Origin of the sequence: Tessaracoccus lubricantis (assembly GCF_039544535.1) — a bacterium.
Lineage (GTDB): Bacteria > Actinomycetota > Actinomycetes > Propionibacteriales > Propionibacteriaceae > Arachnia > Arachnia lubricantis.
In genome coordinates this window covers 13,361-34,386 of sequence record NZ_BAABLV010000019.1, presented here as the reverse complement: position 1 = coordinate 34,386, position 21,026 = coordinate 13,361, and the positions used below count along the sequence as shown (strand labels likewise).

Here is a 21,026-nt window from a genome sequence, read left to right as displayed (position 1 = left end):
GGAGGCTCCACAGCCAACCACCGATTTCGCAGCAATAATCTGGCGCCTCAGGAAACGAGCACCTCAAACCCAGCGCCCTGGAGCGCCTCGTCCCTCGACGACGGTCCCACCAACGCGGTGAAGTGCCCCGGTTCCACCACGCGACGCCCCTCGGCGTCCACGATGGTGCAGGCCGAGACCGGCAACTCCAGCGTGACGGTCGCCGCCTCGCCCGGCTGTAGCTCCACCTGCCGGTACGCCTTCAACTCCTTGTCAGCCCAGCTGTAGGTGGTGACCTCGTCGCGGATGTACAACTGGACGGTCTCGAAGACCGGGCGCGACCCGGTGTTGGCGACCTCGACATCCACCACCAGAGTGTCGTCAGCCGTCAGCCGCTCCTCGCGCACCGCCACCGACCGGTACTCGACCGTCGTGTACGACAGCCCTTCGCCGAAGGCATGTGCCGGGCGCTGCGTCAGGTCGGCGTAGCGGTTGCCGTGCTGGCCTCGGATCTGGTTGTAATAGGTGGGCTGCTGCCCCACGTGCACCGCAAAGGAGATGGGCAGGCGCCCACTGGGCTCGACCTCGCCGAACAGCACCTCCGCGACAGCCCGACCGCCCTCCATGCCGGGATTCGCGATCCACACCAGCGCCGCAGCCTCCTGCACCGACGCCGGTAGCACCAGCGGCTTGCCGGCCAGCAGCACCACGACCACCGGCTTGCCCGTGGCGATCACGGCGTCGAGCAGGGCGATCTGGCCGCCGACCAACTCAAGGGTTGCCGTGGAGGCTGCTTCGCCGGTGAGTTCGACGGTGTCGCCCACCACCGCGACGACCACGTCCGCAGCCTCAGCCGCCGTAACGGCCTCCGCGATGGCCGCAGGATCCGCCTCGATGGGAACGACGACGGGGCCGCGGGGCTGGCCGTCGGGGAAGAACTCGCCCTCGGGGTCGGGCGCGAGGCGGAGGATGTCGGCGCCACGGGTGTAGTTGATCTCCCAGTCATCGGGCGCGACGGAGCGCAGCCCGTCGAGAATGGTGGTGATCATCTCGCGCGGATGACCGTCGGGGATCCACCCGGCCTGGCCGGAGTTGCCAGCCCAGTCGCCCAACTGGTTCTGGGCGTCGTCAGCCAATGGCCCGACGACGGCGATGCGCTTGGCCGGCGCCGTCGCGTCGAGCGGGAGCACGCCGTCATTGTCCAGCAGCACGACCGAGCGCCGCGCGACCTCAAGATTGAGCGCCCGATGCTCCTCGGTGGCGACCACGGCGTTGATGCGTTCGTAATCGGGGCGGCGGGGATTCTCGAAGAGGCCGAGTTCGAACTTGAGGCGCAGGATGCGCTCGACGGCGCGGTCGAGATCGGTTTCACTCATGAGCCCCTGCTCGATGGCCGAGAGGGCGCCGTCGTAGAAGTTGGGTGTGGTCATGATCATGTCGTTGCCAGCGAGCACCGCAGCAGCGGCGGCGTGCGCGTAGTCGGGCTGGACCTTCTGCTCCCACACCATCCGGCCGACGTTGTCCCAGTCGGTGATCAGCATGCCGGTGTAGCCCCATTCGCCGCGCAGCACGTCGGAGAGGAGCCAGTCGTTGATGGTGATCGGGACGCCGTCGGTGGTCTGGTAGCCGAGCATGAACGTGCGGCATCCCTCGCGCGCGACTCGCTCGAACGGAGGCAGGAACCAGGAGCGGAGCTTGCGGCGGGAGATATCCGCCTCGCTGGCGTCGCGGCCGCCCTGGGTTTCGGAATAGCCGGCGAAGTGCTTGGCGCAGGCGAGGATGGCGGTGTCGTCGGTGAGGCCGGAGCCCTGGTAGCCCCTCACCATCGCGGAGGCGAGTTCGCCGATCAGGTGCGGGTCCTCGCCGAAGGTTTCGTTGACGCGGCCCCAGCGGAGGTCCCGTGCGATGCACAGCACGGGTGAGAAGGTCCAGTGGATGCCGGTGGCGGCGGCTTCGACGGCGGTCGCTCGGGCCACGCGTTCGAGCAGGTCCGGGCTCCAGGTGGCGGCCATGCCGAGTTGGGTGGGGAAGATCGTCGCCCCCTCCCAGAAGGAGTGGCCGTGGATGCAGTCTTCGCCCACCAGCAGCGGGATGCGCAGGCGCGTCTGCTCGGTGAGTCGGTGAGCCTCGATGACCCGCTCCGGGGAGGTGTGGAGGATCGAGCCGACGTGCATGTCGGTGACCAGGTGGGGCAGGTCGCCGCGGGCGTCGAGCTGCAACATCTGGCCCACCTTCTCTTCGCGGGTCATGCGCGAGAGGAGGTCGGCGAGTCGCTCGTCGATGGGCCGCGAGGCGTCAAGGTAGGCCTGGTTCATGGTGGTTCCTTCTACGGGATGCGGGACAGCCGCATCACCTGAGCGTAGTCACCAATTCCGGCCCGCCAGGACCCGGTACCTGGCACAGACGAACGCGCGGTTGCGCACTGTCTCCATCAGCTCCAACTGGAGCACTCGCGGTAGCAGCGGCTGCCCCTGCCCCAGCGTCACGGGGGCGTACTGCCATCGGCCCATCCATGTCGAAGTCCTGCGTGAAGAGCCACTCGAGCGAGTGCTCGGGGGTCGCGATGAAACCGTCGAGGCTGGAGGCCGTGAAGAAGTGGGTGACCATGGTCAACCCTACGTCGGCAACGAAGGGTCAGCACGCGACCAAGGCCCAGCTCACTCCGTCACCAGCGCGTAGGCGCTGATCCGGCCGATCCTCAACGACGACACCCACAGCACCCCCGCGCCGATCGCCAGGATGCCCAGCGCGATCACCGCCGTCGTCAGCCAATCCGCCGCCGCATCCACCTTCAAGATGCCCAACTGGCTCAGCAGCACCGTCAGCAACGGGCTGAGCGCCAGCGCACCCGCCCCGGCACCCACCACCGCCCCCAGCGCGATCGCCGGCAGGTAGGTCCACCTCGTCTGGCCACTCAGCTCGCGGTTGGTGAATCCCATCGCCTTCTTGATGCCCAGTTCCCGATGCGTCTGCACGAGCATCGTGGTGACCACGAGCCCGACCACCAACACCGTCACCACCACCACGAACGAGATCATGAACGTGCTGATGATCGGCACCATCGACAGGTAGCTCGCCAACTGCGCCTCCACGTTCTCGCGCTGGTTCGTCACCGACCCCAGCTGTCCGCCGAGCCGTTCCTTCGCGGTCTCGATCAGCTGGTCGGGATCGTCGGCGAACACAGCGATCGTCGAATCGCGGAAGCTGGGCGTCAACCGGCGGTAGCCGTCCGACGAGATGGTCACGTTCTGCCCCATGTTGCGGGCCGACGACGTGACGCCGGTCACCACGAAGTCCGCCTCACCGGAACCCAGGTCGAGGATGTGGGTGTCGCCGACGTCGAGGCCGAGCACGCTCGACAGCCGCCCGCCGATCGCGATCTCGTTGTCATGCTCGGGCATCCGCCCGCGGGCGAGGGGATCCAGCCGCTGCGCCGCAGGCTCGGGCGTCACCGTGAAGGCGATCGCCAACCCGTCGACGTTGAGCCCGTCGAAGGTGTGGAAGTACGCGTCCTTCACCCCGGGCAGCGCCTTCACCTCGCCCAGGAGCGCCACCGGGTCGGCGTCAGCGGACGGCACGACGGAGACGTCCTCGACGGTGCCGACGAGCAGTTCGGTGGCCTTGTCCCGATCCCCGAGCAGGTTGTCCACCATGCCCAGGGTGAACACGCCGGCGAACGCGACGATCGCCACCGTCACCGCCAGCAACACGTTCTGCCCCGCCTGACGCAGCCCTGCCTTCATCCCGAGCAGCGTCGACAACCGACCACCGGTGGTCGCCAGCGGGAAGTGATCGACGGTGAACGAATGCGTCGCGATGCCGCCGCGCAGCGCGCCCACCGTCGTCACCCTGCGGACACGCAGGGCCGCGAACGTCGCCGTCACGACCACCACCGCCAACATAGCCGCCACCGTCACCACCAACGCGACCCACGAGAACCGCGGCTGCCAACTCAGACCGTTCTGCGCCTGGAAGGACCTCGCCATCGGTGGCAGCAGCAGGTAGGACGACGCGGATCCGACAGCGGCCCCCAGCACCGTCAACGCCCCGTAGGCCGCGACCAATTTCCCGACGATCCCCGCCGTCGTGAACCCGGCCGCGCGGAGGGTGCCGATGGAGGCCATGTCGCTGATGATCAGGTTCTTCAGCACGAACCGTGTAACCACGGCCGCGATCACCACGATGACGCCGGCGAGCGCCGCCAGCATCGCCACGAAGATCGACGACGACATGCTCGCGGCCGCCTTGGCGATGTTGAGGTCGTGGCTCCACCAGGGCTGGAGGGTCTCGCCCGGCGCCAGGGCGCCCTGGATCTCGCCCAGCGCGGCATCGACGGCAGCCGATGCCGCGGTCACGTCGTCGCCCTGCACCTTGAGGTTGACGGTGGGCTGGAAGCCGGGGGCGCCGAAGCCGGCGAACGTGGCCTCGTCGAGGCCGAAGGTGAGCGTGCCCATGCCGGACGCGCCCCCGTAGAGGTCCTCGATGAAGCCGACGATCCGGAAGGTGGATGTGCCCTGCGTCGTGTCGAACGTGAGGTCGTCGCCGAGGCCGTAGGCGCCGGCCGCGCGCAATGACGACGGCACCCAGATCCCCTCCGGGGCGCCGTCGGCTGCGTCGACGACGACGGGTGGGCCGAGCTTGCCAGCCCGGCTGAGGTCGACGACGTTGGCTAGCGACGTCAGGTTCTCACCGTTGACGTCGATGGTGGTCATGGCACCGAACGACGGCGCGGTCTCGACCGCGTCGACGGCCTCGTCCTCGGCAACCATGTCCGCTAGGCGCTGCGCTGGGGCGCCGTCGCTGAGGACGTAGACGGCCGACGGCGCGTTCCACTGTTCCGCTTTGCGCTCGATGTTGCCGGCGTAGTCGGTCAACAGGATGATCGCCGTGTGCGCCATGGCGGCGGCCAGCAGGGTCAGCACGAAGATCGTGAACGCCTGCCCGGGGCGGCGGCGGAGGATGCGTTTCATGAGCAGCACCGTCACCACCCCATCTCGGCGAGGAACTCGGCGGTCGCATTCTGGCGGGCGGCGGCGTCGCCCTGCGGGAGGTCGGCGAGGCTGAGCTCGCCCTGGATGGTGCCGTCGCGCAGGTAGAGGATGCGCGAGCCGTAGGCGGCCGAGCGGATGTCGTGGGTGACCATGACGACGGTCTGGCCGGTGGCGTTCACCGCGGCGAGGAGGTCGAGGACGATGCGGGAGAACTCGGAGTTGAGCTGCCCCGTCGGCTCATCGGCGAACAGCACCCCGGGCTCGGCGATCAGCCCCCGCACCAGCGCGACCCGCGCAGCCTCGCCGCCAGACAGCATCCCGGGAAACTTGCGACGGTCGGCCACCGACAGCCCGACGAGGTCGAACAGCTTGTCACCGCGCTCCTTGACGGTTCGCCGGTCCCCGGTCAGCAGCCCGACGGCCATGACGTTGTCCATCACCGACAGCGAGTCGAGCAGGTGGATCTGCTGGAACATGAAGCCGCAGTGGCGCCGTCGGAACTTCGCGAGCTTGTCCTCGGAGTAGCCGGAGATGGTCTCGCCGTCGAACTCGACGGTGCCCAGCGTGGGGCGGTCCATGCCGCTGAGTGCATACAGCAGCGTCGACTTCCCGGCACCCGAGGGGCCCATGATGACGGTGAACGACCCGCGCTCGATCTCAAGGTCGAGGTTCTTCAGGACATGCTGCTGAGTGCCCGCGTTGGAGAACGTCTTGGAGAGCTTGTCGGTGGTGATCATGCCAGTGACGCTACGGAGCGCGTGCCGACGAACCACTGCCAGATTCCTTACGAAAGTCCGACAGTTCCGGCCAGCGGGATGGCCAGCGTCACACGGAAGCCACGGCCGGGGCGGTTGGCGACGTCGAGCGAGCCTCCCATCCGTTCCATCAACTGCGCTGAGGTGAACAGGCCGAGCCCTTCGCCGGGCACGTCGCCAACATTGGACCCGCGGACGCCGCGACCAAGGACCGAGCCGAGTTCGTCCTCCGGAACGCCGGGACCGAGGTCGTCGAAGGCGACCAGGAGGTGGGGTTCGTCGAGGCGGGCGCTGACCTGGAGGGTGCCGTCGGCGTACTTGGCGGCGTTGGCGACGACGTTGTCGATCACCTGCGCGAGCCGCCCCGGGTCGGCGGAGAGCAGGCACTCGGGGATGGGGCCGACGGCGGCGCTGCCTGCGGTGTCGGAGTCGCGCACGAGGGTGGCGAGGCGCTGGGCGTCGAACTCCGTGGGCACGACGCTCAGCGCCCGCGACGGCGCCACGTTGGCCTGGTTGAGGTCGGTCATCAGTTGCCGGATCTGGCCGGCCTTGGTGAGGATCACGTCGAGCCGTTCGCCGACGGCGGGGTCGTCGGTGCGGGCGCGGAGGACCTCTGCGGTGGCAGAGATCGACGCCACGGGTGTGCGAACATCGTGCCCGATCTGCGCGACCAACTCCTGCTTCGAACGGTTGGTCTCCTCCTCCCGGCGGCGGGCGTCGGCGAGTTCGTCGCGCATGAGGTCGAAGGATTCGCTCCATGCACCGAAGACGTTGCCACGGTCCATGTCCAGCGGGGCGTCGAGCCGACCCGCGGCGACGTCGGTGGCGAAGGCGCTGAGCCTGCGGAACGGGCCGAGGATGCGCGCCTCCACCCAGAGCAGGAGGCCCGCCGCGGCGAGCGCGAGGGCCGTGATCACGGCGGTCGCAGTCCAGGCGACGGCGGCGCGGGTGCGCCGGTCGGCTGCCGTGCTGCCGTCGGGCACGAAGACCAGCGCCACCGCTTCGCCGTCGACGATCACGGGGGCGGTCATCATGCGTTGCGCGGCGGCGTCGAGGGCGGTGGCGGCCGGGCGTCGGAGGTGGTGGCGAGCACGCGGCCGGTGAGGTCGGCGACCGTGACGGCGTCGCCGAAAAGGTCGGGCGTGAGGCTGGGCCAAGCGTCCTGCGCCCGGTGGACGGCGTCGTTGAGGCGTGGGGTGTCGGGCGCGGGGCGGGCCGTTGCGGTGAAGGCCCAGACGACGGCGACGCCCAGCGCCGCGACCAGCAGCACCGCCGCGAGCCGCAGGGTGAGGGCGCGGCTCACGCGCCATCCTCGAAGAGGTAGCCGCGGCCCCAGACGGTCTTGATGTAGGTCGGTTTGTCGGGGTCGGGCTCGATCCGGGCGCGGAGCCGGCGGATGTGGACGGTGAGGGTGCCGTCGGAGGTGAACAGGTCGCCCCAGACGTCCTCGATGATGTCGGTCTTGGTGGCGACCCGTCCGCGGTGGCGGAGGAGGTGACGCAGGAGTCGATCCTCGGTGGCGGTCAGATGGAGTTCCTCGCCGCGTAGGAACGTGCGCCCTGATTCGTCCTCGACCCGGAGCCGGCCATCGTCGAACTCGGCCGACGGCGCGGTCATGGCTGTCCCTCGGTCCAGCGCGCGGCGCACCTTCGCCAGTAGGACCGCGAGCGAGAAGGGTTTGGTGATGTAGTCGTCGCCGCCGACGGTCAACGCGAGGATCTGGTCGTCGTCGGAGACCCGGGCGGAGACGAAGATGATGGGCGTGGGCGCTTGGGCGCGCACCTGGCGGCAGAAGGTGAAGCCGTTCATGCCGGGGAGGTTGACGTCGAGCAGGATCACGCGAGCCGGGGTCGCGGCCAGCGCTGTCAGCGCGTCCTCGGCCGTAGCGTGGTGGGCCACCGTGATCCCGGCCGCCTCGAGATATTCCGCCGTCGCCGCGGCCAGCTCCACTTCGTCCTCGACGATGAGTACGTCCACCATGGTGCCAGTGTCGCAGGGGAAGGGGACCAGGAGGGACCTAGGGGTCTGCTGGACAAACACGTTCCCTGAGCCGGGCGCCCCGCGCCCGGTCGAAGGGCCCGGAAGTGACAAGGGCGTCGATTGAGAACTCATCCGTCCTTCGACCGCTCGCAGAGCTCGCGGCTCAGGAAACGGCCACTATTCAGCACCCTCCTAGGTCCGTCGCTGGGCGCGCCTCCCAGCGGCTCTGGCGGTGCCGGAGCGGGCGGGGACATCTGCGAGGGCGGTCATGACGACTCCTGTCGGTGACTAACAAACCTAAGCGAGTTGCTGCGATCATGGGTCGATGGACGCGACCACTCCCGAGGCCCGCGCACTGGCGCACAGAGGATTCAAGCGATTCTGGGCCGGACAGGGCCTCGCCCAACTCGGCTTCCAGTTCGGCGGCCTCGCGACGGCGGTGATCGCCGTCGACCTGCTCCACGCCACCGACGCCCAGATGGGCTACCTCAACGCCGCCAACACCGCGGCGTTCCTGCTCGTGGGGCTCATCGCCGGGGCGTGGGTGGACCGGTGGCGGAAGCGCCGCGTCATGATCGTCGCCGACCTGGCCCGCGTGCTGCTGATGTTGGCCGCGCCGCTGCTGTGGTTCGCCGACGCACTGACCTTCTGGCACTTGATGGTGATCGGCGCGCTTCTGGGGTTGGCGACGGTGTTCTTCGACGTCGCCTACCAGAGCTACATCCCCGTCCTGGTGGGGCGCGAGGCGATCGCGGATGCCAACGGCAAACTCGAGTCGACGTCACAGATCGCACGGCTCGGCGGCCCCGCCGTCGCCGGCCTCCTTCTGAAATTCGTCTCAGCGCCGGTGCTGCTGCTGATCAACGCCGTTGGATTCGCGGTCTCGGCCGTAACCCTCCTCGCCATCCGGGACGACGAACAGCCCGCCGACCGCGCCAACCGTCGTCCCCTCGTCACGGAGATCCGGGAGGGCCTGAGCTTCGTGCTGCGCCCGCCCTTCCTGCAACGTCTCCTCGCCAACACCTGCACCACCAACTTCGGCGCCACGATCGTATTCACCCTTCAGTCGATCCTGGTGCTGCGGATCCTCGGCCTCGATCCGTCGCTGCTGGGCGTCATCATGTCGATCGGCGCCGTCGGCGGGCTGGTGGCGTCGCTCACGCAGGCTCGTTTCACCCGGAAGTTCGGCGACGGGCCGGTCATCCTGATGTCCACCACGACGGCGGCGATCGGCATCTTCCTCGTCCCCCTGTCCGCCACGATCCCGCGCGCGGCCGTCGCGCTGCTCATCGCAGCAGCGTTCATCCAGTCGTTTGCCGTCATCGTGTTCAACATCACCCAGGTCTCCGCCCGGCAGCGGCTCTGCCCGCCGCACCTGCTCGGCCGGATGAACGCGTCCATCCGGTTCGTGGTGTGGGGAATCATGCCCATCTCGGCCCTGACTGCAGGCGCCCTGGGCACCGCGATCGGCACCGTGCCCGCCATCTGGGTGGGCGTGGCGCTGATGTTCATCGGCATCGCGCCGTTCCTGGGCCGCTACGGCCGGATGCGGACCCTCCCGACCTCCCCGGAAGGCACACTGGGCGCGTGAACCGCATCGCCTTCGGCATGAACGCCGCCCTCGCCTGGCTGGGTGTCATCCTCACCGTGCTCATCTCGACGGTCGACGGGTACGCCCGCACCGCCGTTGAACCGGGGCTCTACGGCGGCACTCACCTGGGTTGGCCGGGCGCGCCGATGCGTTTCCTCGACTCGCTGAGCTACTTCACCATCTGGTCCAACATCGTGGTGGCCGTCTCCACCACACTGCTCGCTCTCCAACCCACGGTCGATACCTTCTGGCGCCGGGCCCTTCGGCTCTGCGGCCTGATGATGATCACGATCACGGCCATCGTCTACGCGGTGCTGCTCGCCCCGACCACCGTGGTCAGCGGGTGGTCCCACATCACCAATCAGCTCACCCACATCGTGGTGCCGGTGGTCACCGTAGTGGTGTGGTTGGTCTGGGGTCCACGCGGCTGGATCGGTTGGCGCACCCTGCCTGCTTCGCTGGTGATCCCAGTCGCGTGGGTCGTCTACATGCTCGTCCGCGGCGCGATCGGTGGCACCTACCCGTACGCGTTCGTGAACGCGGGTACCCGCGGTTACCTGGCCGTGTTCACCACGGTGGCGGCGATTTTCGCCTTCGGCCTGCTGATCGGCGGCGTGTTCGGCGTAATCGATCGCCTACTCACCCGGGCGCGGCCGAGACGCTGACCCACCCGGCCGGCCTCGGCCCAGCGGAGGCTCACGGGATGGGTGAGAAAATTAATTCTGCATTTTCGGGGTTGGGTGTGGATTATCCACACTCGACCCCCGAAAATGCAGAATTAATTTTCCAACGGTGCCCCATCGAGCCCGATGTCGATCACAGTCCGCTCCCGAGCGCGGGCCCGGGCCCGTCCACGCTCCGTTCGAGCAGCGCTCGGACGGGGTCGATGGGTGTGCCGCCGTTGCTTGATGACCGCCGCAAGCCCCACCTGAGTACCTGCCCATGACTCCCAGATCTGTCCGTAGCTGAGCCTGATGCGTTGGTAGCGGTCGAGGTGTGCGTTGAGATCGCGATTACCGTCAACGAATCGGTTCGCCATGGAGGTGTGATGGGCCTCGCTGTCACACTCCACGATCAGTCGGTCACCCACCAGAAGATCCACCTCACCCACGCCAGGGATCTGAACGAGCGAGCGCACTGGGACACGCCGCTGTTGGAAGAAGAGCCGGGCCCGGGTTTCGCTTCCTGACTTGGCCTGGGACAGGTACCTCCGCAGGTCCCCATGGCGGGAGCTTCGTACCATCGCCTCAGCCTCATCCTGAGTGATGAACCCCTTGTTGACAGCTGACTCCACCACGACCAGGGCGGACTCCACGTCATGGTTCCGGACCACTTGAGCGAGACAGTCTTCAAGCGGCCAGACCGCTGCCGGCGGCGGGGTCGCACGATAATGGTGGAACACGACTCCCGGTATGCGCTTCGGCTTGGCCCCGCGGGGATAGACCGCATGCACCTGGTGGAAGGCAGGTACCCACAGGCCATGTGCCCGGCATCCCGAGAGGCATCCGAGATGGCAGCCGGCACGCATCGCGGCAACGGCATCCGGCAGAGCACCCAGTTGCGCGTACCAGCCACGTCTGAGACGTTGCAGCACCTCACGCTCCAGCGCATCGTCAATGGACGCCCGGGTGTAACCGGCCTCCAGCAGTTGCTCGTAGGTCAGGATGTTCGGATCCATCCCCCCACTGTGTTATCCGCCAGGAGCAGAAGGAAGCGCGATTTCGAGGACTGTGGATAACTATCTGGGAACTATCCGCGAGGGAGCCGCCGCGCCCAGTGCCGCAACAGGTCGCGTGCTAGGACGGGTTGGTCGATGTGGACGTTGTGGCCGGAGCCATCGAGCACAGCGAACGTGGCGCCCGGGTACTTGGGCAGCAGCGCGAACTGATCCTCGAACCCGACGATGTGGTCGTTTCGTCCGGTGACGATGAGAGTGGGCCCATCGAACGGTCCACCCACTTCCTCGGGCACGTCGTCTAGGAAGTATCTCCGCCCCAGCCGCTCCATCGCGTCCTCATCGGCAGCGCGGATGCCGGGAAGCGCCACCTCGTGGTACGTCTCCCACGTGGAGCGGGTCTGCCTGGACGTCTGTTCGACGAACGTCTCGCGTTCCTCCTCCGACAAGGACATCAGCAGCGCCATATCGCGCTCCACCACCTTGAACTCCGGGACCGTGCGATTGTCGGCATCGGGATCGACGACGGGGGCCAGCAACGCCATCCCCACCACCTGGTCCGGCAGTTGTGCTCTGACGTGGCGGGCCAGCAGCCCGCCGAGCGAGTTTCCGAGCACCGCGAACTTCCGATCGCCCACCAGGTCCCGGATCTCGGTCACCACCCAATCGGCCAGCTCCGGCAGACCGCCCTCGCCGTCGAGCGCCTGCGTCCCGCCGAACCCGGGGAGGTCGAGGTAGATACGTTGAAACCCGCCGACCTGCTCGAACACGTCGTCCAAGGCCAGCAGAATCCGGTGGTCGACACCGTTGCCGTGGATCCCGACGACGGCCAGGCCCTCTCCTAGACGACGCAAAATTCGTTTCCTTCAGGGTCTTCCATCACGATCCAGTCGCCCAGGCCGGGCTCGCTGAATTCCTCGACGAGCTTCGCACCCGCGGCTTCCAGTTCGGCCGCCTTGGCCCGCATCACAGACCAGTCCTTGCCGTCGCCGTCGATGGCGTTGCCCGCACCGCTGTGGACGTCGATGTGCACGCGGTTCTTGGCCGTCTTGGGCTCGGGCACCTTCTGGATGAAGATCCGCGGCCCGTCGCCGACGATCGCGTTGGCGTCGTTCCATCGATCCTCGGACAGCCCCCAACTGGTGAGCGCTTCCTCCCAGGTGGCGAAGTCACCCGGCGGATCCTCGCGCCGGTATCCGAGCGCCAGCGCCCAGAACTCACCGAGCCGAGCCGGGTCGGCCGCGTCCATCGTCAACGAGAAGGTCATGCTCCATCGTCGCACCCGATGACGCCGAGCGGTACCCCCAGAACGAACCAGGCGTATCGTCGAGGCATGGCACGCATCCTCATGGCCGGACTGCCGGCGTTCGGCCTCGCCAACCCCTCGCTGCCCCTGGCTGCAGCACTCGTGGAGGCCGGCCACACCGTCGACTTCCTGCAGGGCGAATCCTTCCGTCAACGCGTCGAACGCACCGGCGCGACGCTCATCCCCTTCGGCTTCTACCTCGACGGCCCCCTCACCGACCCCCGCCAACTGATCCGCCACGGCAAGCGCCTGTTCACCGACATGTCCGACGCCATGATCAAGCTCGGGCCGCAGTACGACGCCGTGGTGGGCACCGGCATCCAGCCGCAGCTCCCCCGCGTGGAACGCGCCCTCGACCGGCCCGTCATCTGCGCCTCCCCCGTCTTCTTCCAGAACGACCGCACCGCCAAGCACCTGGCCGCCATCTCCACCGGCCTCCCGGCGCCCGCCCGGAGACTGTTCCGCACGCCGGCGCTGCGCCGGGCGGCGGCGGCCGTGGGCGGCGCCGTCGTCTTCGGAACGCAGCTGGGCGATCTCATCAACCTGCTCGGGCCACGCTCCTCGACGCTGAACCTCACGGTCGCCAGCCGCGAGTACCAGCCGTTCCCCGATGACTTCCCCGGCGCAGTGTTCATGGGCCCGACGCCCACCCAGCGCATCCCCGACCCGGACTTCCCGCTCGACCGCCTCCGCGCCCACGACGGCCCCGTCTTCTACGCCACGCTCGGGACGGTCTTCAACACGTGGACGCCGTTCTTCCGCACCATCGCCGAGGCGTTCGCGGGTACCGATCACCTCGTGGTCCTCACCACCGGCAGCCAGGAGGGCCTGGCGAAGCTGGGCGATGTACCCGACAACGTGATTGCGCGGGCGTTCGTTCCGCAGGTCGACGTGCTGGAGCACGCGGACGTCTGCTTCACCCACGGCGGCTTCGGGACGGCCACCGACGCCGTCACCCTCGGGGTGCCACCGGTGCTGACGCCGATGGGTGCCGACCAGTTCTTCAACGCCTACCGGCTCGAGGAACTCGGCGCCGGGACGGTGCTGCCCAAGGGCGGGTTCACCGTCGAGTCGGTGCGGAAGGCCGCCGACGACGCCATGACCGGGGACCGCTCGGGGCTCAACGCCCTCCGGGAATCCTTCGTCGCGGCGGGCGGCCCGAAGCTTGGAGTGAGCGCGATCGAGGCAGTCCTCTAAGACCCTTGCCATCGACCCCGTCGTGTGGCAAGGTCAGCCCATGATGACAATCAGGAGCTAACGCGCTCAGCGCCGCCCGCCTCGAGCCTTCGCTCGGCGGGCTCCTCAACCATCCCTGATCACATCTCCCCGAAAGCCTGAGCATGCTCACCATCTCTGATATCACCCTGCCCACTGCCGTCGACGACGCCTGGCGCGATTACCAGCGCATCGGCCACGTCCACAACGATGAACTCATCGGCGGCCCCCAATGGGACGTCTCTGACGAGGCCGCCCTGGCCGCCGCCCATGCGGATTCCGAATGCGAAGTCCACCGCTACCTCGCCTATCTCGACGGCGAGGCCGTGGGTTACGCCAACACCCGGGTCAACATCGTCGACAGTCCAGACAAGACCAGCGTCTACATCTGCGTCCTGCCCGAATTCCGCAGCCGCGGCATCGGCAGGGCTCTCGCCGAGCACATCCGCGAAAGGGCCGCTGGCTACGCCATCTACCAGGCATGGGCCATGTGCCCCGTGCCCGAATCGGGCGACGACGCCCTGGTCCCGCCCACCGGCGCCGGCGCAGTCCCGGCCAACCATCCGGCCATCCGGCTGGCCCTGGGGTACGGGTTCACGGTCGGCCAGGTGGAGCGGGTGAGTCGCTACGACTTCGCCACGCCGTCGATCGATCCCGCCTCGGCTCTGGATGAGGCACTCGCCCACGCAGGCGACGAGTACGAGATCGTCGCCTGGGAGGGCGCGGCCGGCGACGACATGCTCGCCGACCTCGCCGTCCTGCGCGAGCGCATGTACACCGACACGCCGTCGGGCGAGATGACGGTGGCCGAAGCGCGCTGGGATGCGGAGCGGATGCGTAAGTCGGACGAGGAGCGGCTGATCTCCAACCGGATGTTCCGCACGGTGGTGCGACATAAGCCCACTGGCACGGTCGTCGGGTTGAACGAACTGATGCTGGAGCGGTCGAACCCGGACGCGTTCGTCGACCAGTGGGACACCGTCGTGCTCGCCGAACACCGCGGCCGCCGGCTGGGGATGGCGGTCAAGGCCGCCAACCTCATCGCGCTGAAGGAGGCAGTGCCGACGGCGTCGTCGATCATCACCTGGAACGCCGAGGAGAACCGCCACATGCTGGCGGTCAACGAGGCGTTGGGGTTCTACCCGATCCTCGCCGAGGCGGCGTTCGAGCGTCGCGCCTGACCTGGCGTTCGGGGTCCGAGGCTCACGGCCTCGGACCCCGACACCTGGATCACTTCCGGCGGGCCAACAACTTCGCGACCGCCTTGCCGACACCCTCGGCGCTCATCGGGTTCTGGCCGGTGACGAGGTTGCCGTCGCGCACGACCTTTTCCGCCATCGGTCGCAGCGCCTTCGAGTACTTCGCGCCCTCCTCCTTGAGCGCTTCGTCGAGGCGGAAGGGCACCACCTTGTTGCGCCCGGCGAGCTTCTCCTCCGGCCACGAGAAGCCGGTCACCTTCCGTCCCGACACCAGGGCGGAACCGTCGGAGAGGGTCGCGCCGAGGAAGCCGGCCGGGCCGTGGCACACAGCCGAGACCACGCCGTCGGATTCGAAGGTGTTGACGAGGATCTCGGCGAGGACGGGGTTGTGCGGGAAGTCGAACATGGTGCCGTGGCCGCCGGTGAGGTAGACGGCATCCCAGGCGACGTCGACGATGGAATCGAGCGTCGGGGTGTCGTCGAGGATCGACATGAACGACGCGTCCTCGTAGCGCTTCTTCGTGCCGCCCATGGCGAGGATGAGGGTGCTGAGGCTTTCGGGGTCGATGGGCACCTGACCGCCGTCGACGCTGGCCACCGTGAGGTGGTGGCCCTCCTTCTCTATCACGTCCCAGAAGTGCGTGAGCTCGCCGAGCCACAGGCCGGTGCGGTAGCCGGCGCGTTCGTACGACGGAGTGCTCGTGGTGACGATGAGCACGCGGGCGGGGGTGGTCTTGGACATGGCGCCTCCAGTTCGTGTCTCCACTCTGCCACCGACGGCAGTTGACGAGGGCGGCGGACACCACACATCGTGATATCGTTGGGGTGATATCAGGAGGTCAGTCATGGAGCAGATTCTGATTCGCAACCTGCCAGCGGGCACCAAGGCCGCCCTGCGTGCTCGTGCTGCCCGACACAACCGCTCGGTCGAGGCTGAGGCGCGGGAGATCCTCTCGGCCATGTTGAGAAGGGAGCCGGCAAGCCTCGTTGATCTCATCTGGATGGACGACGGCGCAGACATCGAGTTCGAGCCAGAGCGTCTGGGTGTGGGCGCGAGAACGGTCGAGCTGTGAGGTTCGTTCTCGACACCAACGTCATCTCGGCACTCCGGGTTCCGGGTCGCCAGCCCGGCGTTGAAGCATGGGCGGCCGCGATTCCCGTCACGAACATGTTCGTCACGGCACTGTCCGTAGCCGAGATCGAACGTGGCGTGGTGGCGAAGGAGCGCACCGATTCCCGTCAGGGGACCCTCCTCAGACGATGGTTTGAGGACCGGGTCCTCCCGGCCTTCGCCGATCGGGTGCTGCCCTTCGACCTCGAGGCCGCCCGGGTGCTGGCGACCTACCGCGTGCCCGAACATGCGCCCCTCGATGATGCGCTCATCGCCGCCATCGCACAGTCACGCAGCATGGCTGTCGCCACGCGCAACACCAGACATTTCGGGCCGCTGGGCATCGCCGTCGTCGACCCCTGGGCCTAGGTGTACCCGGCCAGGACGTTGGTAGCAGCGCGTCGGCTTGAACGAAGGAGAACCCCCGGGTGGGATGTGGCTTGTCTAAGGCCCACAGCAACCCAGAGGTTCTCATGTCCCACGGTACTGCCCGTTTGACCGTTCATGGTCGTCGCCTGATCGTCCAACGCCACCAGGCTGGCTGGAAACAGGCCCATATCGCTGCCGCGATGGGCGTCTCACGCAAGTGCGTCAAGACCTGGCTCGACCGGTACGCGGCCGAGGGCGAGGCCGGGCTGGTCACTCGCTCGTCCTGGCCGCACTCGATGCCGACCAAGACCAGCCCTCAGATCGAAGCCCAAGTGCTGGCTGCCCGGGCCGAGCTCCGTGACGGCCCCGACGTGTTGGGCCCGAAAGTCGGGGTGCCGGCACGGACAGTGTCGCGGATCCTGCGCCGCCACCGGGTGCCCTACCTGCGTGACTGTGACCCGATGACCGGCGCGGTGATCCGTTCCTCGAAACAGACCGCGGTGCGCTACGAGAGAAGTCGCCCCGGTGAGCTGGTCCACATGGACGTGAAGAAACTCGGCAAGATCCCACCCGGCGGCGGATGGCGAGCCCGCGGCCAGACCAGAGCCAACCATCAAGCACGCATCAACAAGACCCCGATCGGCTACGACTTCGTCCACTCGCTGGTCGATGACCACTCCCGCCTGGCCTACAGCGAGATCCTCCCTGACGAGAAAGGGCCCCACCTGCGCCGGGTTCCTGCAACGAGCCGCGGCCTACTTCGCCGACAAGGGCATCGACCGGATCGAACGAGTCATGACCGACAACGCCATGGCCTACCGCTACTCCACCGATCTGCAGCAAGTCTGCGCCGAACTCGGTGCTGTTCAAAAGTTCATCCGCCCGCACTGCCCCTGGCAAAACGGAAAGGTCGAACGGCTCAACCGCACCCTCGCCACCGAATGGGCCTACCGCCAACCCTTCACCAGCAACGAACAACGCCAAGCAGCCCTTGCACCCTGGCTCGAGTACTACAACACTGAACGACGTCACAGCGCACTCGGCGGCAAACCCCCGATCAGCCGACTGCTACCAACCTGATGGCCGGGTACACCTAGTGCGGCGCCCATCTTCGCGGCGAAGGCCACTGCCTGTGCAACTGGCAACATCAGAACCCCTTGGCGATCGTCGTGTTGTTGGCCTCGGCGGCTTCATATTCCGCTGCGGCGGTGAGCAGCCTGTTCCCCAGTGCCTGGAACTCGTGGGACGCGCCACTTGACCAGGTTCAGCGTCGATGTCCGCCCACGGACACTCCCGCTGCTGCAACAACTCGGGCACGGTGCCGATGGTGAAATCCGACGGCGTGGCCTCCCGCAGTTCCTCCCAGCTCAGCGGCGTCGACACCGGGGCACCGGGAAGGGGCCGCGGCGAGTAGGCAGCCGCGATGGTGCGGTCGCGGTTGGCCTGATTGAAGTCAACGAAGACCCGCTCCCCGCGCTCCTCCTTCCACCACGCGGAGGTCACCAGTTCCGGCATGCGGCGTTCCAACTCGCGTGCGATCCCGATGACGCCGTGGCGCACGTCCTGAAACTCGTGCGTGGGCTTGATGCGCGCATAGACGTGGATGCCGCGGTTGCCGGAGGTCTTCGCGTAGGCCTTCAGCCCGGCCTCCGCCATCACGTCGCGCAGCGCGAGGGCGGCGGTGATCGCGTCGCCGAAGTCGCGCCCGGGCTGGGGGTCTAGATCGATGCGGAACTCGTCGGGGTTGTCCAGGCGAGATCATCATGATCGACCCGGAGTCGGGCGACCGCCTCAACTTCGACGCGCTGCAGCAGCGCATCCACCCTGCCGAGTCGCGCATCAAGAAGCTCAGCGCCGCGATGCCCGCGAGCTTCGTCGCGTTCGACCTGCTGGCGCTCGGCCAGACCAACTACGTCAATGCGGCCAAGACGAGCTCGGGGAACTCGCAGGCGAAGTCAACCGCGTCTCCAACCGGATCCGCGGCCTCCTGAGCCAGATCCACCCCGCGCTCGAACGCGCCATCGACGGCAACATCAGCCACCCCGCAGGCGCCGTCTCACCACCACCGCCAAAGCGCTGGCGCCACGCATGCACGAGCGCCTTGTCGAGGCCATCGTGAAGGCCCTGACAGAGCAAACCGTGACCGTCCCCGGCACCCGACAGCCGAGCTGGTCTTGCCCCGGCTCGCAGCCCAACTCCAGGGCCTGCTCATGCAGCGCGCTGAGGCCGCCAAACAAGTCGAGGAGGCCCTCGATGCGCACCCTCTTTCCCAGCTCCTGATGTCAATGCCTGGAGTCGGCATCAGGACCGCAGCCAGACTCCTCCTCGACGTCGGTGACGGCTCCGCGTTCCCCACCGCAGGCCATCTCGCGGCCTACGCTGGCTTGGCCCCGGTCACCTGATTCACGCGCCTACTACGACCGCAAACGCGCCGCTGGGAAGAAACACAACACCGCCCTCGTCTGCCTCGCCCGACGACGCGTCGACGTCCTTCACGCCATGCTCCGCAACGGCACCTACTACCAACCAAGAACACCAGCCGCCGCTTGACAGGAACCATAGGGGCACCCCCCGTGCGTCCCGATCTACCAACTACCGAGCGCAGAAGTGCACAGAGTGAAGCGCGTCTCGACATCCGCCACCTCCGGAACTTGTGAACGTCCGCGCGGTCCGCGGCAGATCCGTGTGTCCAGCGTTACGGTCGTGGCAGCGAGGCTATTGTGCGAGCATGCATGAAGAGGTCCGCCCCTCTTGGGCGACTCCCCTCGTGGTGCTTGTCGCGCTATGGGGTCTGGCCCTCATCGTCCTGACGGCCTTTCTGATCGCGATGTCGCTGATCGGTCAGCCGTTTAGTTCATCGGCGCTCATCGCTAGCGTGGCTGTCGGCTTCGGCGCATTCGTGACGCTATTCCCCGTCCTGCAGTGGCTTCGAAAGCTGGGCAACCAGCAGCTACGCAACACTGTCTTGCCCGGAGTCATCACGATGGTGGCTGCCGGTGCTTGGCTGATGTACTTACTGCTTCAGCCATCAACCGGCTTCTAGCATTGCCCAACCACGACCTGCAGGACAGACTCATGGCGGCATGACCGAGCGTCTCCAGCGGACATAGCGCCGTTCTCGTCATGCGAGTTGCCGGCGGGCGGGTATGGCATATTGCTGACTATGAGTGCAGACAAGTTCATTGCTCTGATCGGCGCGGCCGCGCGTGAAATCAAGGACGATTATGAGGCTGCACGAAAGCACGCGCGAAACAAAGACAGTCAACGTGCCGGCCATGAGGGCGAGGCGGCATGGGTCAATCTCATAAGCAAGTGGCTCCCCCTGGGCCAGATCGTGACGCGCAAGTACATTGTCGGGCCGAGCGGTGAGACGAACGAGATTGACTTGGTGATCCTAAGGCCCTACTTCCCACGATAGATACATTGAAAAACTGGGAGAGTACGACGATGGCGTTTTCGCTGGTCAGAGGCTACTTCACCGCTAAGTGACGTGCGTATGATGTGTGCTGCCTCCACACCAGAGTACGGCCTCACGACGTCAACCTACCAACTGCCCGATCGAAGGAAGGATCGGGCATCCGCGACCCGTGCGCACAGGACACCTTCGCCATCGAAGCAGTCCCGGCCTCCACTTCTCCTTCTCTTGGCCTTCTGTTCGATCAGCTGGTAGTGGGGACCTGAGCGACGCCCGCCGGCCGCCCTGACGAGAGCCGAGGCCCGCCTTCGGCACTTCTCTGATTGAGGGATCCCGGCACCCCCGTTGCACGAGGCTTCTACGACACGGACTTCGCCGGTCCTATCTCAGGATCGTGAGCCACGCGGATGATCCACGGGATCAGTCGCACGAAAACCACCATGACGACCAGCTCGACCAGGGTCTGCGTGACGACCACGAGGGGCGCGAGGTCGAACGCCGCGGGCAGCGCGAGCACCAGCGGCAGCACGACGAGTGAGTTCCGGGTCGCGCCGCTGAACACGATCGCCCGTCTGCCCGGCACGTCGAGGCCCGCGACTCTGCCCGCCAGCATCCCGACCGGCACCATCACGGCGGCGAAGAGGACGTAGACCGGCACCGCGAGGAGCAGAGAGCCGAGCCGCGCGCTCACGCCAGCGATCTGCGAGGCGACGACGACCGCGAGCGTGGCGACCATGAGCGGCACCATCGCGCCCATGACCGCCTGTTCGACCCTGCGCGCGGCGCGCGATCTGGCCGCGGACAGCTGGGTCAGCGCCGCGCCCACGAGGGGCAGGGCGATGATGAGCACGAAGGCCTCGACGAACGGCGCGAACTCCACGGACCCCACGAACTCCGCTCCGACGAACAGCCATAGGTACAGCGGCAGCAGGAGCATCTGGGTGAGCATCAGCAGCGGGGCGGCTGCCAAGAGCTTCTCCTCGTCGCCGCCGGCAAGCCCGGCGAAGACGATCACATAGTCGATGCACGGGGTCAGCAGCACGAACAGCACGCCGACGAGGAGCACCTGGTCGTGGGCCACGATCCCCGACAGCAGCCAGACGACGGCGGGCACCAGCACGAAGTTCACGACGAGGATCGCGGCGAGGAAGCGCCAGTCGCGGAAGGCGTGCCCGATTCTGCCGAACGGGATGCCGAGGAACGTGGCGTAGAGCAGCAGCGCGAGCACTGGGTGGATCGCCAGCTCGGCCGGGTAGGCGACCACGGGCCAGGCCAGCCCGACGACGGCCCCGATCGCCAGCCCCGCGACATAGAGCGCGACCTGGTGCCGCTCCATCCATTCCACGCTCATCTGCATCTGTTCTCCCTCAACACGTGCAAGGGCGGGCAATCCCGCCTACAGAAAAACGTTAGACCTTGAACCCGGGTTGAAGGTCAAGC

At 67.4% G+C, this 21,026-nt stretch carries 21 protein-coding genes and 2 pseudogenes; 11 read left to right on the top strand and 12 right to left on the bottom strand.

Translation table 11 applies throughout. The features are described 5' to 3' along the window. Positions 1–47: 47 nt before the first annotated feature. From ABEA30_RS05855 to ABEA30_RS05830, 6 genes are all read right to left on the bottom strand, one after another. On the bottom strand, positions 48–2,294 hold the full coding sequence (locus ABEA30_RS05855) for an exo-beta-d-1,3/1,6-glucosidase (protein ID WP_345580372.1): 2,247 nt from the start codon (positions 2,292–2,294) through the stop codon (positions 48–50). Between the two features lie 342 nt (positions 2,295–2,636). Beyond that, positions 2,637–4,949 carry an FtsX-like permease family protein gene (locus ABEA30_RS05850; protein WP_345580369.1) on the bottom strand — a complete coding sequence of 771 codons (2,313 nt, stop codon included), beginning with the start codon at positions 4,947–4,949 and terminating at the stop codon, positions 2,637–2,639. Between the two features lie 11 nt (positions 4,950–4,960). Further along, positions 4,961–5,707: an ABC transporter ATP-binding protein gene (locus ABEA30_RS05845; protein WP_345580366.1), complete on the bottom strand. Its 747-nt coding sequence runs from the start codon at positions 5,705–5,707 to the stop codon at positions 4,961–4,963. Positions 5,708–5,754: 47 nt separating this feature from the next. After that, positions 5,755–6,759 (bottom strand): HAMP domain-containing sensor histidine kinase, encoded by a 1,005-nt coding sequence (locus ABEA30_RS05840; protein ID WP_345580363.1) that lies wholly within the window; start codon positions 6,757–6,759, stop codon positions 5,755–5,757. Next, positions 6,756–7,028 carry a hypothetical protein gene (locus tag ABEA30_RS05835; protein WP_345580360.1) on the bottom strand — a complete coding sequence of 91 codons (273 nt, stop codon included), beginning with the start codon at positions 7,026–7,028 and terminating at the stop codon, positions 6,756–6,758. The genes ABEA30_RS05840 and ABEA30_RS05835 overlap by 4 nt, the downstream gene beginning before the upstream one ends. Further along, on the bottom strand, positions 7,025–7,705 hold the full coding sequence (locus ABEA30_RS05830) for a response regulator transcription factor (protein WP_345580357.1): 681 nt from the start codon (positions 7,703–7,705) through the stop codon (positions 7,025–7,027). The genes ABEA30_RS05835 and ABEA30_RS05830 overlap by 4 nt, the downstream gene beginning before the upstream one ends. 325 nt (positions 7,706–8,030) lie before the next feature. On the opposite strand from ABEA30_RS05830, the gene ABEA30_RS05825 reads away from it, so the two are divergent. Beyond that, a complete protein-coding gene (locus ABEA30_RS05825) occupies positions 8,031–9,296 on the top strand; it encodes an MFS transporter (protein ID WP_345580354.1) in 1,266 nt (421 codons plus the stop codon). Further along, positions 9,293–9,961, top strand: a complete 669-nt coding sequence (locus tag ABEA30_RS05820; RefSeq protein WP_345580351.1) for a Pr6Pr family membrane protein — start codon at positions 9,293–9,295, stop codon at positions 9,959–9,961. The genes ABEA30_RS05825 and ABEA30_RS05820 overlap by 4 nt, the downstream gene beginning before the upstream one ends. Positions 9,962–10,074: 113 nt before the next feature. On the opposite strand, the gene ABEA30_RS05815 is transcribed toward ABEA30_RS05820, so the two are convergent. From ABEA30_RS05815 to ABEA30_RS05805, 3 genes are all read right to left on the bottom strand, one after another. Continuing rightward, a complete protein-coding gene (locus ABEA30_RS05815) occupies positions 10,075–10,974 on the bottom strand; it encodes a type IV toxin-antitoxin system AbiEi family antitoxin domain-containing protein (RefSeq protein WP_345580347.1) in 900 nt (299 codons plus the stop codon). A 71-nt stretch (positions 10,975–11,045) separates the two neighbouring features. After that, positions 11,046–11,825, bottom strand: coding sequence for an alpha/beta fold hydrolase (locus ABEA30_RS05810; protein ID WP_345580344.1), 780 nt, complete (start codon positions 11,823–11,825; stop codon positions 11,046–11,048). Next, positions 11,813–12,238: a VOC family protein gene (locus ABEA30_RS05805; protein WP_345580341.1), complete on the bottom strand. Its 426-nt coding sequence runs from the start codon at positions 12,236–12,238 to the stop codon at positions 11,813–11,815. Before ABEA30_RS05805 ends, ABEA30_RS05810 begins: the two co-directional genes overlap by 13 nt. A gap of 66 nt (positions 12,239–12,304) precedes the next feature. On the opposite strand from ABEA30_RS05805, the gene ABEA30_RS05800 reads away from it, so the two are divergent. Together ABEA30_RS05800 and ABEA30_RS05795 are read left to right on the top strand one after the other, a co-directional pair. After that, entirely contained in the window at positions 12,305–13,474 is a 1,170-nt protein-coding gene (locus tag ABEA30_RS05800) for a nucleotide disphospho-sugar-binding domain-containing protein (RefSeq protein WP_345580338.1), read from the top strand. Between the two features lie 143 nt (positions 13,475–13,617). Further along, complete coding sequence (locus tag ABEA30_RS05795) at positions 13,618–14,673, top strand: GNAT family N-acetyltransferase (protein ID WP_345580335.1); 1,056 nt, start codon at positions 13,618–13,620, stop codon at positions 14,671–14,673. 49 nt (positions 14,674–14,722) lie between these two features. Here ABEA30_RS05795 and ABEA30_RS05790 read toward each other — a convergent pair whose 3' ends face one another. Continuing rightward, positions 14,723–15,433: a type 1 glutamine amidotransferase domain-containing protein gene (locus ABEA30_RS05790; protein WP_345580332.1), complete on the bottom strand. Its 711-nt coding sequence runs from the start codon at positions 15,431–15,433 to the stop codon at positions 14,723–14,725. A 103-nt stretch (positions 15,434–15,536) separates the two neighbouring features. Between ABEA30_RS05790 and ABEA30_RS05785 the strand changes: the two genes are divergently transcribed. From ABEA30_RS05785 to ABEA30_RS05775, 3 genes and pseudogenes are all read left to right on the top strand, one after another. Beyond that, positions 15,537–15,764, top strand: coding sequence for a FitA-like ribbon-helix-helix domain-containing protein (locus ABEA30_RS05785; protein WP_345580329.1), 228 nt, complete (start codon positions 15,537–15,539; stop codon positions 15,762–15,764). Continuing rightward, entirely contained in the window at positions 15,761–16,171 is a 411-nt protein-coding gene (locus tag ABEA30_RS05780) for a type II toxin-antitoxin system VapC family toxin (RefSeq protein ID WP_345580326.1), read from the top strand. The genes ABEA30_RS05785 and ABEA30_RS05780 overlap by 4 nt, the downstream gene beginning before the upstream one ends. Before the next feature lie 104 nt (positions 16,172–16,275). Next, a pseudogene (locus tag ABEA30_RS05775) lies at positions 16,276–17,251 on the top strand (IS481 family transposase). On the opposite strand, the gene ligD reads toward ABEA30_RS05775, so the two are convergent. Next, the gene (ligD, locus tag ABEA30_RS05770; RefSeq protein ID WP_345580541.1) at positions 17,240–17,899 is read right to left on the bottom strand and encodes a non-homologous end-joining DNA ligase LigD; all 660 of its coding nucleotides are present in this window, start codon (positions 17,897–17,899) and stop codon (positions 17,240–17,242) included. The pseudogene ABEA30_RS05775 and the gene ligD sit on opposite strands and share 12 nt — an antisense overlap. 35 nt (positions 17,900–17,934) lie before the next feature. Between ligD and ABEA30_RS05765 the strand changes: the two genes are divergently transcribed. The 4 genes and pseudogenes from ABEA30_RS05765 (at position 17,935) to ABEA30_RS05750 (ending at position 19,589) form a co-directional block, all read left to right on the top strand. Further along, positions 17,935–18,162 carry a hypothetical protein gene (locus tag ABEA30_RS05765; RefSeq protein ID WP_345580323.1) on the top strand — a complete coding sequence of 76 codons (228 nt, stop codon included), beginning with the start codon at positions 17,935–17,937 and terminating at the stop codon, positions 18,160–18,162. Next, positions 18,111–18,721: pseudogene (locus ABEA30_RS05760) on the top strand (transposase); the annotation flags it as partial. The gene ABEA30_RS05765 and the pseudogene ABEA30_RS05760, both read left to right, overlap by 52 nt. A 178-nt stretch (positions 18,722–18,899) precedes the next feature. Next, a complete protein-coding gene (locus ABEA30_RS05755; protein WP_073185907.1) occupies positions 18,900–19,214 on the top strand; it encodes a hypothetical protein in 315 nt (104 codons plus the stop codon). 120 nt (positions 19,215–19,334) lie between these two features. Continuing rightward, complete coding sequence (locus ABEA30_RS05750) at positions 19,335–19,589, top strand: DUF6602 domain-containing protein (RefSeq protein ID WP_143008297.1); 255 nt, start codon at positions 19,335–19,337, stop codon at positions 19,587–19,589. Between the two features lie 355 nt (positions 19,590–19,944). Here the strand turns inward: ABEA30_RS05750 and ABEA30_RS05745 are convergent, their stop codons facing one another. Continuing rightward, positions 19,945–20,943, bottom strand: coding sequence for an arsenic resistance protein (locus ABEA30_RS05745; RefSeq protein ID WP_009378305.1), 999 nt, complete (start codon positions 20,941–20,943; stop codon positions 19,945–19,947). Positions 20,944–21,026 lie beyond the last annotated feature (83 nt).